At 48.2% G+C, this 13,097-nt stretch carries 15 protein-coding genes; 14 read left to right on the top strand and 1 reads right to left on the bottom strand.

Annotated elements, in window-relative coordinates; translation table 11 throughout:
* Nucleotides 1–28: 28 nt before the first annotated feature.
* On the bottom strand, nucleotides 29–1,432 hold the full coding sequence (dnaA, locus tag ACS5WU_RS08920; protein ID WP_307756842.1) for a chromosomal replication initiator protein DnaA: 1,404 nt from the start codon (nucleotides 1,430–1,432) through the stop codon (nucleotides 29–31).
* Nucleotides 1,433–2,035: 603 nt separating this feature from the next.
* Here dnaA and rpmH point away from each other — a divergent pair.
* The 14 genes from rpmH (at nucleotide 2,036) to ACS5WU_RS08850 (ending at nucleotide 13,024) form a co-directional block, all read left to right on the top strand.
* Complete coding sequence (rpmH, locus tag ACS5WU_RS08915) at nucleotides 2,036–2,170, top strand: 50S ribosomal protein L34 (RefSeq protein WP_046443427.1); 135 nt, start codon at nucleotides 2,036–2,038, stop codon at nucleotides 2,168–2,170.
* A gap of 21 nt (nucleotides 2,171–2,191) precedes the next feature.
* Nucleotides 2,192–2,545, top strand: coding sequence for a ribonuclease P protein component (gene rnpA, locus ACS5WU_RS08910; RefSeq protein ID WP_046443426.1), 354 nt, complete (start codon nucleotides 2,192–2,194; stop codon nucleotides 2,543–2,545).
* Nucleotides 2,542–2,751 (top strand): membrane protein insertion efficiency factor YidD, encoded by a 210-nt coding sequence (yidD, locus tag ACS5WU_RS08905; RefSeq protein ID WP_046443425.1) that lies wholly within the window; start codon nucleotides 2,542–2,544, stop codon nucleotides 2,749–2,751. The genes rnpA and yidD overlap by 4 nt, the downstream gene beginning before the upstream one ends.
* 19 nt (nucleotides 2,752–2,770) lie before the next feature.
* The gene (locus tag ACS5WU_RS08900) at nucleotides 2,771–3,781 is read left to right on the top strand and encodes a YidC/Oxa1 family membrane protein insertase (RefSeq protein WP_052740446.1); all 1,011 of its coding nucleotides are present in this window, start codon (nucleotides 2,771–2,773) and stop codon (nucleotides 3,779–3,781) included.
* Between the two features lie 12 nt (nucleotides 3,782–3,793).
* Nucleotides 3,794–4,432 (top strand): RNA-binding cell elongation regulator Jag/EloR, encoded by a 639-nt coding sequence (jag, locus tag ACS5WU_RS08895; protein ID WP_052740445.1) that lies wholly within the window; start codon nucleotides 3,794–3,796, stop codon nucleotides 4,430–4,432.
* A 62-nt stretch (nucleotides 4,433–4,494) separates the two neighbouring features.
* A complete protein-coding gene (mnmE, locus tag ACS5WU_RS08890) occupies nucleotides 4,495–5,856 on the top strand; it encodes a tRNA uridine-5-carboxymethylaminomethyl(34) synthesis GTPase MnmE (protein ID WP_059109323.1) in 1,362 nt (453 codons plus the stop codon).
* 10 nt (nucleotides 5,857–5,866) lie between these two features.
* On the top strand, nucleotides 5,867–7,738 hold the full coding sequence (mnmG, locus tag ACS5WU_RS08885; protein WP_302760242.1) for a tRNA uridine-5-carboxymethylaminomethyl(34) synthesis enzyme MnmG: 1,872 nt from the start codon (nucleotides 5,867–5,869) through the stop codon (nucleotides 7,736–7,738).
* 12 nt (nucleotides 7,739–7,750) lie between these two features.
* A complete protein-coding gene (locus ACS5WU_RS08880; protein WP_302760241.1) occupies nucleotides 7,751–7,942 on the top strand; it encodes a hypothetical protein in 192 nt (63 codons plus the stop codon).
* Between the two features lie 401 nt (nucleotides 7,943–8,343).
* Entirely contained in the window at nucleotides 8,344–8,934 is a 591-nt protein-coding gene (locus ACS5WU_RS08875) for a DUF1349 domain-containing protein (RefSeq protein ID WP_046443420.1), read from the top strand.
* Nucleotides 8,935–8,955: 21 nt separating this feature from the next.
* On the top strand, nucleotides 8,956–9,666 hold the full coding sequence (rsmG, locus tag ACS5WU_RS08870) for a 16S rRNA (guanine(527)-N(7))-methyltransferase RsmG (protein WP_320606624.1): 711 nt from the start codon (nucleotides 8,956–8,958) through the stop codon (nucleotides 9,664–9,666).
* Between the two features lie 103 nt (nucleotides 9,667–9,769).
* Nucleotides 9,770–10,162, top strand: a complete 393-nt coding sequence (locus tag ACS5WU_RS08865) for a Zn-finger containing protein (protein ID WP_046443419.1) — start codon at nucleotides 9,770–9,772, stop codon at nucleotides 10,160–10,162.
* 183 nt (nucleotides 10,163–10,345) lie between these two features.
* Entirely contained in the window at nucleotides 10,346–11,113 is a 768-nt protein-coding gene (locus tag ACS5WU_RS08860; protein ID WP_059109328.1) for a ParA family protein, read from the top strand.
* Between the two features lie 13 nt (nucleotides 11,114–11,126).
* Entirely contained in the window at nucleotides 11,127–11,987 is an 861-nt protein-coding gene (locus ACS5WU_RS08855) for a ParB/RepB/Spo0J family partition protein (RefSeq protein ID WP_046443417.1), read from the top strand.
* Between the two features lie 89 nt (nucleotides 11,988–12,076).
* Complete coding sequence (locus tag ACS5WU_RS08850; protein ID WP_046443416.1) at nucleotides 12,077–13,024, top strand: DUF2971 domain-containing protein; 948 nt, start codon at nucleotides 12,077–12,079, stop codon at nucleotides 13,022–13,024.
* Nucleotides 13,025–13,097: the final 73 nt, after the last annotated feature.

Raw genomic sequence — 13,097 nt, 5'->3', positions numbered from 1 at the left:
TTTTTGGAGTCCACCCGTTATCCACAACTTATCCTTTGATTTTTGCCTCGATATCCTCAATGACGCGTTTCAGGTCGGCGTCGTCTTTCATTTGTTTTTTGATTTTTTCTTCCGCGTGCATGATTGTGGAATGATCCCTGCCAAAGAAATCTGCAATTTTGGAATAGGAATTGTCCGTCATATCGCGCAGGATGTACATGGATATCTGCCGCGGGAAAACATATTCCCTGTTTCTCTTCTGACCGCGTATATATTCTTCCTTTACGCCAAAATATTCGCACACAACGTCAATGACTGTTTTGGGAGTAATGGCCCGTACAGAGGGCGTTTCAAAATAATCCTCCAGCGCCCGCTGTGCGATGCTTGAATCAATCTCACGCAGCATTAGCTTATCTTTATGAAGCTCAGCATACATGATAACCTTTTGAAGAGCCCCTTCAAGCGTCCTGATGTTGGAATTTTTCTGCTGTGCTATATAATGTAAAACATCGTCCTTAATGGGAAGAATACCCGGATTCTGAACTTTGAGAGCCTGCACCTTTTGCAAAAGGATGGCGACACGCGTTTCGTAATCCGGCATCTTGATATCTGCAATGAGGCCCCATTCAAAGCGGGAGCGCATTCTCTCCTCCAGTTTTTCCATCTCTTTTGGGGGACGGTCGGATGAAATAATAATCTGCTTATTCATTTCATGCAAAGCGTTGAAAGTGTGGAAAAATTCATCCTGTGCAACGTCTTTGCCCGCAATAAACTGAATATCGTCTATCAGCAGGACGTCAACATCCCTGTATTTTCTGCGAAACTGCTCGCGCAGGTCTACGTTTGCCTTATTATTGGTCAGCTGGATCATGCGAATGAGCTCGTTCATAAAGCTTTCGCTTGTAACATATACAATTTGCGCCTGCGGGTTTTCCTTTAAGATGTGGTTACCAACAGCGTGCATCAGATGCGTCTTTCCAAGGCCCACGCCTCCATATAAAAAGAGGGGATTGTATGCGCGGCCGGGGGATTGCGCTACGGCAAGCGCAGCGGCATTCGCAAATTTATTTGCTTCGCCCACCACAAAGGTGTCAAAGGTATAGCTTGGATTAAGATTTGTACAGGCGGAAGGCTTTTTATCTTCCTTTTCCGGTTTTATTTCCTTGATTTTGATATTTGCAGATTCCTGCGGCGTAATAAATTCAGGAGTGATGTCCGCACCTGCAACGCCATACAGCTCCTCATATGCCGTCTGCATGGTCTGCTGTATTTTTTCAGAATATTTCTCCGTCATCAAATTTTTGTGCATTGGACTTGAAACTTCAAAATAATAAGTATTTCCTTCCTCATGGATCGGTTTTAATTCTTTGATCCAGACATTAAACTGGAACATTGGAAGGTCTTCTTCCAGATAATTTAAAGTTTTTTCCCACAAAACATTGAAAACGCTCATCTAAGTCTCTTTCCTCTGATTTATTGCGCGCGGTTTATTCACAGGTTGTGGATAAGTTTTGCACAGACTGTTTTTATGAATTTGCGCGTTGTTGCAAAGAGTCATAAAAAACAGGAGAAAAGTTATCCACAAAGTTATCCACAAAAATTAAGAAAATGTGCATAAACTAAGGCTTTGCGCATGGTTTATTATATCACAGCGCCCGAAAAAATGGTACCCATAAAATTAGAAAAGCAAAGAGCGCATTAAATCCAAAAAGCAAAAAAGAGAAAAAAAGAAAGAAGGATCAAACGGGAAAAAATAGATCTGCGCGTTTATTGGAACAATCAATAAAAAAGAAGAAAACATTATAAAAAAACTATATCTTGTAGTGAAAACAATATAAAGAACAAAATTTTAAAAAATAATCGCAAGATCATGTATGATAGAAAGGAGGAAAATGTGTTGGAAAGAAGGCTCCGAAACAGTTTTTACCTTGACACTTGACTGTAATAAATATATAATAATAATCGTCTTTTTATCGAAAAAAGCATGGTGGCACAAAGAAGATTATTTTGAAATGCTACTATAATATATTACATAGAAAGTGGAGAGATTAAGACTATGAAAATGACGTATCAACCAAAAAAACAAAAACGCAGCCGCGTACACGGCTTTATGAAGAGAATGAAAACGAAAGCCGGCCGGAATGTGCTCAAAAGAAGACGCGCGAAGGGCAGAAAAGTACTGTCTGCTTAATGGCGGCTTAATATTACAGGCTTGGAAGTTTGTACGTTAAAAAAGAACAAAGAATTTAACTTTGTTTACAGGCGGGGAAAATCTGCGGGTTCCCGTGATATGACGCTCGTATATGCAAAAAGCAGGTACGGAGGCGCAAGAGTCGGTTTTTCGGTCAGTAAGAAGGTCGGGAACAGCGTGACGAGGAACCGTGCGCGAAGGCGTCTGAAAGAGGCGTACCGCATGATTATGCCTGAAATTAGCGGACATCACAGTTTTGTTTTTGTAGCAAGAAGCAGCATTACGGCTGCCGATTTTCAGAGTATTTGCCATCAGATGAGGCGTTTGCTGGAAAAGATGGGAGTGCTTCCCTCTGCGGGGAGGAAACAGGCATGAAAAAAGTAATTCTTGCAATGATCAGGTTTTACCAGAGAGCCATTTCGCCATATTTGCGCGCGAGTTGCAGATATACGCCAACCTGTTCGCAATATGCAATAGAAGCTGTCACCAAATATGGAGCGCTGAAGGGCTCCTTTTTGGCAATAAAACGAATTTTGAGATGTAATCCGCTGTTTCCTGGCGGTTATGATCCTGTACCGTGATTAGGGAGGATATTGGGTTTTGGATTTTCTATATAACAACTTTTTATCAGACTTTTTCGTCCTTTGTATGAAGGGCCTGCATAGTATCACACTGGACTATGCGCTTGGTATTGTTGTATTTACCATATTGATTCGCCTGTGCCTGCTGCCGCTTGATTTGAAGCAGCGCAACAACCAGTCGAAAATGTCGGCTCTGGGGCCGGAGATACAGTCGCTGCAGAAACGCTATGCGAATAATCCGCAGCAGCTGCAAAAAAAGCAGCAGGAGCTGTATCGGAAGATGAACGTAAAGCCGATGCTTGGATGCCTTCCGGCGCTCATACAGCTGCCGATCCTGTTTGCATTTTTCGGCGCGATGCGCGTGCTGCAAAGCGAGCAGACAATTTCACTTATGCTTAATGCCGCACAATATGGTCCGGAGACGGTTCAACTGACGCCGTTTTTCTGGGTGCACAACTTCTGGCAGGCAGATTCGTTCCTTGGAGCGAATGCGGATATCCTTCCGAGCAGCCAGTCATTTTTATCCTTTGTGCAGATGAATCAGGTTTATATCCAACCACAGACACTCGAGCTTTTGCGTTCCCAGGGATTGCTTGATTTCTCAACGGGAGTCATGCAGGTGCCGCAGGAGGCGTATGATGCGCTTAAAAAAGGCATCCTTGAAGCAAACGGATACTGGAACTATTCTACCAATACGGTAACCAACATGAACGGTTACCTGATTCTCCCGGTGCTTTCGGGCGTGGCGCTGTTCCTGCAACAGAAATTCAACCCCGCAATGGCAAACGGCGGTATGGGAATGAATATGGCGGCAGCCGGAAACAGTGAAGAGCAAGCCCAGGCGCAGGGCTGTACGAATAAGATGATGATGTGGCTCATGCCGATTTTCTCGGTCTACATCTGCGCCACAGGTAATACGGCGTTTGCGCTTTACTGGTTTGTGTCCAGTTTGTATGCGTTCGGGCAGATGCGCGTCGTTGACCTGATCAAAAAGAGGAAAGCAAAGAAGCAGGAAGTAATTATCTCGTAGTAAGGGGGATTTATCGTGGCATTTGTAGAGGCAAAGGGAAAAACAGTTGACGAGGCCATTTTCAAGGGACTCGAAGAAATGGGACTTTCCCTCGATGAAGTAGATATTGACATTGTACACGAAGGGGGCAAAGGCCTTTTTGGCATTGGCAAAAGCGCGGTTGTGCATCTGACAAAAAAAGAAGCGGCAAAAGCGCAGGAGGGTTCTCCTGAGGAATTTTTAACAGGGCTTTTTGGACTGATGAAGCTTGACGCCGCATGTGAAGTAAAGGAAGACAGCGATAAAACGGTAAAGATTGAAATTACAGGTAAGGACACAGCAGTATTGATCGGACGGCGCGGCGATACGCTCGATGCGCTCCAGTATCTTACCGGCCTTGCCGTGAATAAGGGAAAAGAAGATTATAAAAAGATCATGCTGGACGCGGAAAACTATCGCGAAAAACGTGAGCATACGCTTGAAAAGCTGGCAAAAAGGCTTGCGAATACAGTGGCAAAGACTGGAAAGCCGATCACGCTTGAGCCGATGAATCCCTATGAGCGCAGAATTTTGCACGCGACCTTGCAGAATAATCCGCGCGTGGAGACGATGTCTGAGGGGGAAGAACCGTACCGCCGTGTTGTTATCAAAAGAAAGCGGTATGAGAATTGATCTAATCTGGTAAAAATACCCGGCGGCACCTATTCGTCGGGTTTTTTTGAACGGTGAAAAGCATGGTGAGCGATACGATAGCGGCAGTTGCAACGCCCGCGGGAACAGGCGGAGTTGCGGTAATCAGAATCAGCGGAGCAAACGCAAAGGACGTACTGCAAAGGGTTTTTCCGCGTGATGATTATGTGCCGGGGCAAATGTATTATGGAAGTATCAAAAAAGACGGGCAGTTGCTGGATATGGTGCTGGCGGTCTTTTTTCGCGCGCCAAGGTCGTATACAGGCGAGGATACGGCTGAGCTGCATTGCCACGGGAGCGCGGTTGGCGTGGAAAACATCCTTCGCTATGTCATGGAGTGCGGGGCGCGTCCCGCGCAGCCGGGCGAATTTACACGCCGTGCATTTTTGAATGGAAAGATGGATCTTTCCCAGGCGGAGGCTGTCTGCGATTTTATTTCAGCTTCGTCGCAGGCAGGAGCGAAAGCGTCGCTTGGGCAGCTTACGGGAAGACTGCGGGAGCGGGTGGTCGAATTTCAGGATGTTCTGACAGATGCACTTGCCCAGGTGGAAGCCGCAGTCGAGTATCCGGAGGAAGATCTGGAAACAGAGATCACGCAGGATATCAGGCCGGTTCTCGTACGCCTGAAAAAGGACATAGCACATTTAGCGGATACGTTTGCCTCAGGACAGATTGCAAAAGAAGGACTCTATGTCGCAATCGCCGGAAAACCAAATGTTGGAAAATCATCTCTTTTGAATGCGCTGACGAATATGGACCGGGCGATTGTAGCGGATATTCCGGGCACGACACGGGACACCATAGAGCAGAGTTTTACGGTTGAAGGAATACGTATTAATTTAACGGATACTGCGGGAATCAGGAGAACGAACGATTTTATTGAAAAGCAAGGCGTAGAACGATCAGAAAAGGCAATAAACGAAAGTAAACTCGTGATTTTCATGTTGGATGCAGGCCTGGAAATTACGGAAGAAGACCGATTTGTTTTTAAAACGCTTAAAAATTCTCAGGTTGATGTTATAGTCGTTTTAAACAAATTAGATGCCTCTGAGCGGCTCTCAGAAGAAGCTGTAAAAATGGAATTTGGAGACGTTCATCCAGTTCGAATTTCTGCAAAGACAGGATTGGGAATCGATGAACTAAAAAAACGCATCGTTGATTATGCGCATATGGATCAAACGGCGCAGGAGGGAATCTTAATTACAAACGAGAGGCACAGGCATGCGCTTGACCGGGCGGCGGAGCAGATGGGCGATGCGCTTGATGCGCTTGATGCAGGTATGGATATGGACTGTGTGACCATTGACCTCAATGGCGCATGGACAAGCCTTGGAGAAATAACCGGGAAGACAGTGAGCGAAGAAATTATCGACAGGATATTTACGAAGTTTTGTCTTGGAAAATAAGGGAGAAAGAATGACGGATTATTTTGGCGGAGCCTATGACGTGGTCGTCGTGGGAGCGGGCCATGCGGGCGTGGAAGCTGCGCTTGCAAGCGCGCGCCTTGGAAAAAAGACATTGCTTACAACAATCAATATGGACGGAATTGCGCTGATGGCGTGTAACCCGGCGATTGGAGGCACGGCAAAAGGCCATTTGGTGCGCGAGATCGATGCGCTTGGGGGACAGATGGGCCTGGCGGCGGACGCAACCTTTATTCAGATCAAGATGCTCAATACCAAAAAGGGGCCTGCCGTGCATTCGCTGCGCGCGCAGCAGGATAAAAAGCAATATCAGCGCTATATGAAGGAAGTTCTGGAAAATACGGACAACCTGCAGCTTGTGCAGGATGAGATCACAGAGATTTTAACAGACGATGAAAAAGTGATCGGCGTGCGCGGCGCGATGGGCGCACGGTATGGGGCGCGCGCAGTGATTTTGTGTACGGGCGTTTATTTAAAAGGCAAGGTAATTGTCGGGGAGTATGAAAAAAGCGCAGGGCCAAGCGGCCTTTTTCCCGCGGAGTATTTGAGCGCAAGCCTGCGCTTGCTGGGCTTTGAGCTGCAACGCTTCAAAACGGGCACCCCTGCGCGTGTGGATGCGCGCAGCATTGATTTTTCAAAGACAACGCCGCAGTATGGCGACGAAAAGATCGTCCCCTTTTCCTTTATGAGCGGAAGGATAGAGCGCGAGCAGGTGCCCTGCTTCCTGACCTATACCAACGAAAAAACCCATGAGATCATTCGTGAGAATATCCACAGGAGCCCGCTTTACAGTGGAATGATCAAGGGAATCGGGCCGCGCTATTGCCCGTCAATCGAAGATAAGGTTGTTAAGTTTCCGGATAAGGACAGGCATCAGATGTTTTTGGAGCCGGAGGGACTGCATACGAACGAGATATATGTGCAGGGAATGTCCTCCAGCCTTCCGGTAGAGGTGCAGGTAGCGTTATACCGGACGGTTGCCGGCATGGAGCATGTGCATTTTGTACGCCCCGCTTATGCCATTGAATATGATTGTATCGATCCGACGCGCCTTATGCCCAGCTTGCAGACAAAGACCGTACCGGGACTCTTTACGGCAGGGCAGATCAATGGAACGTCCGGCTATGAAGAAGCGGGCGTGCAGGGCCTGGTTGCGGGGATTAATGCCTGCCGGTTCCTTGATGGGGAAGAACCGGTGATTTTAGGACGCGACCAGGCGTATGCGGGGGTGCTGATCGACGACCTTGTAACAAAGGGAACGAGCGAGCCTTACCGTATGATGACGTCGCGTGCCGAATACCGTTTGCTTTTACGGCAGGACAATGCGGATACCCGCCTGACTCAGATCGGCAGGGACGTTGGGCTTGTGGATGATAAACGCTATGATGCGTTTATGTATAAAAAGGAATTTGTTTCACGTGAAACAAAACGCCTGGAGCAGACAAGCGTTCCAAAAGTAAAGGCGGATGCGTTTTTACAGGAACGGGAAATGGAGCCGGCAGGCCGGGGGATGAAACTTGGCGCATTGCTGGCCAGGCCGGGTGTTCTTTATGCAGACCTGCGGGAGGTTGATGAAAACATTCCTGACTGCGGGGATGATGTTGCGCAGCAGATTGAAACAAATATCAAGTATGCGGGGTATATTGAAAAGCAGCTAAAGCAGGTGCGCGCTGCGCGTACGCTTGAGAAAAAGCAGATACCCGGCGACATCGATTACGGGAAAATAAGCGGCCTGAGGCTTGAGGCAAGGGCAAAGCTGGGCGAAGTGAGGCCCCTCAATGTGGGGCAAGCGTCGCGAATATCGGGTGTATCGCCTGCGGATATTTCAGTGCTGCTGGTATATCTGGCAGCACAGGGGAAATAAAGCGGCCCCACATTGATAAGTCGGGGCCCCGCAAAGCCTGCTTTGTGGGGAAAAGGAAAAGGCAGGCAGCGGGCGAGCGTTTCGCAAAGCGAAACGGAGCAAGTCGAACTGTACTTTGACGCGGGGCAAGCGTCGCGAATATCGGGTGTATCGCCTGCGGATATTTCAGTGCTGCTGGTATATCTGGCAGCACGGGGGAAATAAAGCAGCCCCGCATTATGCGATTAAATTGCTATCCAAAGCTTTTTTGATTAAAAAAGAAAAGCGGGAAGCGCGCGGCTGTTTCGCGCAAAGAAACGCAGCATAGCGGCCTGGGGTTTGAACAAATGCAAAGCCGGACGAGGCAGGCGCCCGCAATGCGGGCCGATGCTGCAAATGTCTGGAGCGTTGCCGGACATTTTCCTGCACAGACAACCGGTTCTAGACAAGTACAAAGGAAAGAACGGGTGCGATTGTTTCACGTGAAACAATTTGCGGTCGATGAAAAAGAAAAAGGGAGACCGTCCCACAATATAGATTTAATGGAAAAGGTGAAGTAGAATATGGTAAAATAGTGCGTAAACAGGAATGATGTGCAAAGCTCAAGAAACAGGAGGGGTTACAGAATGGAATTAGCAGAAAGAACGGCAAAATGGCTCAATATGCCGCGGCAGGCAACAGTAACAGACCGCAAAATTGTGATCTATACGGAACCGGAAACGGATTTCTGGCAGGACACTTATTATGGTTTCCAGAGAAACAGCGGTCATGCACTCTTGGTGGATTCTGACGAAAAAACCACCTTTTCCGTTAAAGCAACGCGTAAAGGCAGCGATCCATATGACCATTGCGGAATATTGGTCTATCTTGATGAAAAAAACTGGGCAAAGCTGTGCCTTGAATATGAAAGCGAAAACGAACAAAAGCTTGGCAGCGTAGTTACGGTGGGCGGATATTCCGATTGGGCTGTCCAGGATTTCCCGGCGGATGTGGAAACAATGTATTTCAAGGTGTCGCGCAGGGATGGAGATTTTAAATTTGAATACTCAATGGATGGAAAAACCTATCATATGCTGCGTATCTTCCACATGAAATCAAAGTGTAAAACCCCGCAGGTTGGCATTTTTGCGTGCTGCCCGCAGGGGGAAGGTTATAAAGCTGTGTTTGAGGAAGCAAAGTTTACGGATGTTCAATGGGAGCGGTATACGCAGCAATAATGTTTCACGTGAAACAAACAGATGGGAGAAATGATGTCGGAGTTTATAGACGAGCTGAAAACATTGTGCAGGCAGGGTGGAATAGAAGCGGGGCAGGACGTCCTCGAGCGCATGGAAGAATATTATGAGTGCATGAAGGAGACGAACCGGCTGTATAACCTGACGGCCATTACAGAGCCCAAAGAAGCGGCGCTCAAGCATTTTTTTGACAGCATTGTCCCAGAGGGGGAGATCCCGGGGAAAAGCCGCGTGGTGGATGTTGGGAGCGGCGCGGGCTTTCCGGTTGTGCCGCTGAAAATCCTGCGCGGGGATATCAGCGCGTTTGCGGTGGAATCCTCAAAGAAGAAGTGCGATTTTATCGTACAGGGAGCGCAGGCTGCGGGGATTGACGTCACCGTGATGAATGTACGCGCAGAGGAGCTTGCCACGGGCAAACCGCGGGAAAGCTACGACGTTTGCGTATCGCGCGCTGTGGCGCAGCTGCGCGTGCTGATGGAGCTGTGCGCGCCGCTTTTAAAAGACGGCGGGCGTTTCCTTGCATATAAGGGAGATTACGAAAAAGAGCTTAATGAAGCGGCAGGGGCGATGAAAGCGCTGAACCTGAAGCTTGACAAGGTAATCGATATGCCGGGCGGAGAGCTTGCCCACCATGTTTTGGTGTTTCATAAGACGGGCATGATAGCGCAAAAATATCCAAGGAGATACGCGCAGATCGTAAAGTCCCCGCTGTAGGGGCTCGTAAACGGGCAGGCGTTTTGTTCATATTGAATTCTTAAAAGAGCTGTATGATAATACTGCAGAGATAAAAAACAGAAAGAGAAGTGTCACGAAAACAATGAATGGCTTTCGAAAGTTTATGATGGGGCGGTATGGCGGCGATCAGTTTGGAATGTTTTTGATCGTATTTTCAATCGTGCTTACGATTGTTCTGATGTTTGTGCCAATCCCCTTTATCAGCTGGCTCAGCTGGATTCCGCTTGTGTTTGCGATTTACAGGATGTTTTCCAGGCAGGTTGAAAAAAGGCAGCAGGAAAACTATGCTTTCCTGCGAAAATGGGGCGCGGTGCGCACGTGGTTCTGGAATATCAAAAACCGTTTGAAAGACGGGAAAACACACCGCTACTATAAATGTCCGAAATGCGCTCAGACACTGCGCGTTCCAAAAGGGAAGGGAAAGATCAATATTACCTGCTCAAAGTGTGGGACAAAATTTGTGAAAAAAACATAAAAAGCTGCAAGCGGTAAACAATTTTCGCGCATAATGCGCGCTGTGTTTAACCATATGCCATGCGGCGGAAGCACCCCTTTTCAAAGAATGCTTTGCAAAGGGGCTGTTTTATGTGAATAGAACTTTTCAATTCGTGCGTTTTCCGTTATAATAGGAGATACTGGTTTAGGAGCGTGAGAAAATTTGGGGAAAATTATTGCAATAGCAAATCAAAAAGGCGGGGTTGGAAAAACAACCACTGCAATCAACCTGAGCGCGTGTATCGCGGATAAGGGAAAACGGGTGCTTCTGATTGATATCGATCCGCAGGGCAACAGCACCAGCGGGCTTGGAGTAGAGCGCGTAGGACTTAAAAAGTCCTCTTACGACGTGCTTGTCTCCCGCCATTCGGCACTCGAGGCAATCAGGCCTACCATGATGAAAAACCTTGACCTGATGCCTGCGAACATCGATCTTGTAGGCGCGGAGGTGGAGCTTGTTTCCATGATGGCGCGCGAGACGATTTTGAAACGGGCGCTCGAGGAAGTGAAGGGGCTCTACGATTACATTTTTATGGATTGCCCGCCGTCGCTTGGGCTGATCACGCTCAACGCGCTTACCGCAGCCGATAAAATTCTGGTGCCAATACAATGCGAATATTATGCGCTGGAAGGGCTCACGCAACTGATGAGCACGGTAAAGCTGGTGCGCCAGAGCCTGAATCCGGAGCTGGAGGTGGAAGGCGTCGTCCTGACAATGTTTGACGGACGTACAAACCTTTCCCTGCAGGTGGTGGAGGAAGTGCGTAAATTCTTTAAAAACAAGGTTTACCAGACGGTGATTCCCCGCAATGTTCGTCTCGGGGAAGCCCCAAGCTATGGGCTCCCGGTTCTCTTGTACGACGCAAGGTGCCTGGGTACGGAGGCGTATAACGAGCTTGCGATGGAATTTCTGACAAACGATATGAGATAGAGTGGGAGAGACAATGAAAAGAGGACTCGGAAAAGGCCTTAGCGCCCTCATGGCAGACGCCGCGACAGAAACGGTGGAGAAGGAAGGCGTAAATGAAATCGATATTTTTTTACTGGACAATGATACAAACCAGCCCAGGAAAAAATTTGACGAGGCAAAGCTGAAGGAGCTCGCGCAGTCGATCAAGGTGCATGGCATCATGCAGCCGATTATTGTTTATAAAAACGAAGGAAGATATACGATCATTGCGGGAGAGCGCCGGTTCCGCGCCGCCAAACTGGCGGGCCTTAGCAAGGTGCCGGTCATCGTTCGCCAGCTGGATAAAAAAGAAATTTTGGAGCTGTCGCTCATAGAAAATATCCAAAGGGAGGATCTCAACCCGATCGAGCAGGCCGCAGCATTGCAGCAGCTGATGACGGATTACAGCCTCACGCAGGACGAAGTGGCAAAACGCGTGGGCAAAAGCCGCAGCGCGATTGCAAACCTTCTCAGGCTGCTTTCTTTGCCGGAAGGAGTCAAGAAGCTTGTGGTGGGAGGAAAGCTTTCGGCGGGGCACGCGCGTTGCCTGCTTCCGCTCGAGGATGCGAAGAAGATCGATGCGGGCGCAAAAACGATTCTGGAAAAAGACCTTTCCGTACGCGAGGCGGAGGCGCTCGTGAAGGATTGGCTCTTAACGCCTGCGGCAAAGGAGAAAAAGCCCGCAAAGGCGAAAAAGGTGCCAGTTGAGATCAGGGAGGCGCAGGACACGCTTTCCAAGGCGCTGTCCACCAAGGTGCAGATTAAAGGGACGCTTGCCAAAGGAAAAATATCGATTGATTATTATACTGCGGAGCAGCTGGAAGAAATTTACGAAATACTCAGGCAGGCGGAATGAAAAGCCTGCAGGGACAAAAGGCTCCTTATACTGTGCGGCGAGCCTGACGACGAAAAAAACGTTATCAAAGTAAGCGGGGCGAAGCGGATATGAAGCAGACAGGCGAAATCACCACGGTGTACCATTATTGCAGCGTGGAGACCTTTTACGAAATTATCTCCGGAAAAATGCTGCGCCTTTCCGATATCGATAAAAGCAACGACTATATGGAGCGCAAATGGCTGCAGCGGTTTATTTTGGAAACCGCGCTGGAGGAATACGACAAAAAGCCGTTTGAGCTCAATTTTTTGTATGAAGAAAAAATGCTCGAAGGGCACGAGGCTGTGGAGGCGCTCATCAATTTTGAACTGATGACCACTGGAAAGCGTTGGTATGAGGAGCTTATCACCTACGCTATTTGCTTCTCGGAAAAACAGGACAGCCTGAGCCAGTGGCGCGGATATGCGGATGACGGCCGGGGCGTGTGTATTGGATTCCGCGCAGACCGGATCAGGGAAAAGCTGATCCAAAACCGCGAATCGGACGATCCCGGGCATACCTTCCAGTTTAAGCCCATCCGCTATCTGGAAAACGAGCAAAAGGACCTCATCAGGCCTTACATCAAAAACATATTCAAGGAGCTCTCCATATTGCTTAAGCAGAAAGCAAAGCCAACGGGAGAGATTATCAAGTTGTTTTTGGCAATCAATGGGGAAAGCGCGTTTTGCAAGAATCCGGCGTTCAGTGAAGAGCACGAATGGCGGCTCGCCGTAAATTTTCCATTGCCTACGGAAAACTCTTACGTCAAATTTGCGCGCCAGTCTGAGCACGTGGCGCAAAACGATCTTTTCAGCCGCATCAAAACGGCTGTGGTGAAGAAATCCATCAAATCCTATGTGGAGCTGAATTTGCAAACGATCGGCATGGACGCAATCACAAGCGTTTGCCTCGGGCCAAAATGCGCGCTGACGAAAAACGATGTCATGCTGTTTTTGTTCAGCGAACAGATTTCCGTTCCTGCGGAAAATATTACCGCATCCCTTGCAACCTACCGCTAAAAGAAAACAGATATCAGAAAACATCGGAGCAAGCGATGTTTTTTTGCGCTGTAATAACGATTGCCGCATACTG

It is taken from the genome of Christensenella sp. KGMB01412 (genome assembly GCF_055522415.1).
This window is presented reverse-complemented; position numbering and strand designations above follow the sequence as displayed.

Bases quoted from the DNA above. Each gene is read 5' to 3' on its own strand.
- dnaA (WP_307756842.1), bottom strand. From the start codon at position 1,432: ATGAGCGTTTTCAATGTTTTGTGGGAAAAAACTTTAAATTATCTGGAA.
- rpmH (WP_046443427.1), top strand. From the start codon at position 2,036: ATGAAAATGACGTATCAACCAAAAAAACAAAAACGCAGCCGCGTACAC.
- yidD (WP_046443425.1), top strand. From the start codon at position 2,542: ATGAAAAAAGTAATTCTTGCAATGATCAGGTTTTACCAGAGAGCCATT.
- mnmE (WP_059109323.1), top strand. From the start codon at position 4,495: ATGGTGAGCGATACGATAGCGGCAGTTGCAACGCCCGCGGGAACAGGC.
- mnmG (WP_302760242.1), top strand. From the start codon at position 5,867: ATGACGGATTATTTTGGCGGAGCCTATGACGTGGTCGTCGTGGGAGCG.
- ACS5WU_RS08875 (WP_046443420.1), top strand. From the start codon at position 8,344: ATGGAATTAGCAGAAAGAACGGCAAAATGGCTCAATATGCCGCGGCAG.
- rsmG (WP_320606624.1), top strand. From the start codon at position 8,956: ATGGGAGAAATGATGTCGGAGTTTATAGACGAGCTGAAAACATTGTGC.
- ACS5WU_RS08865 (WP_046443419.1), top strand. From the start codon at position 9,770: ATGAATGGCTTTCGAAAGTTTATGATGGGGCGGTATGGCGGCGATCAG.
- ACS5WU_RS08855 (WP_046443417.1), top strand. From the start codon at position 11,127: ATGAAAAGAGGACTCGGAAAAGGCCTTAGCGCCCTCATGGCAGACGCC.
- ACS5WU_RS08850 (WP_046443416.1), top strand. From the start codon at position 12,077: ATGAAGCAGACAGGCGAAATCACCACGGTGTACCATTATTGCAGCGTG.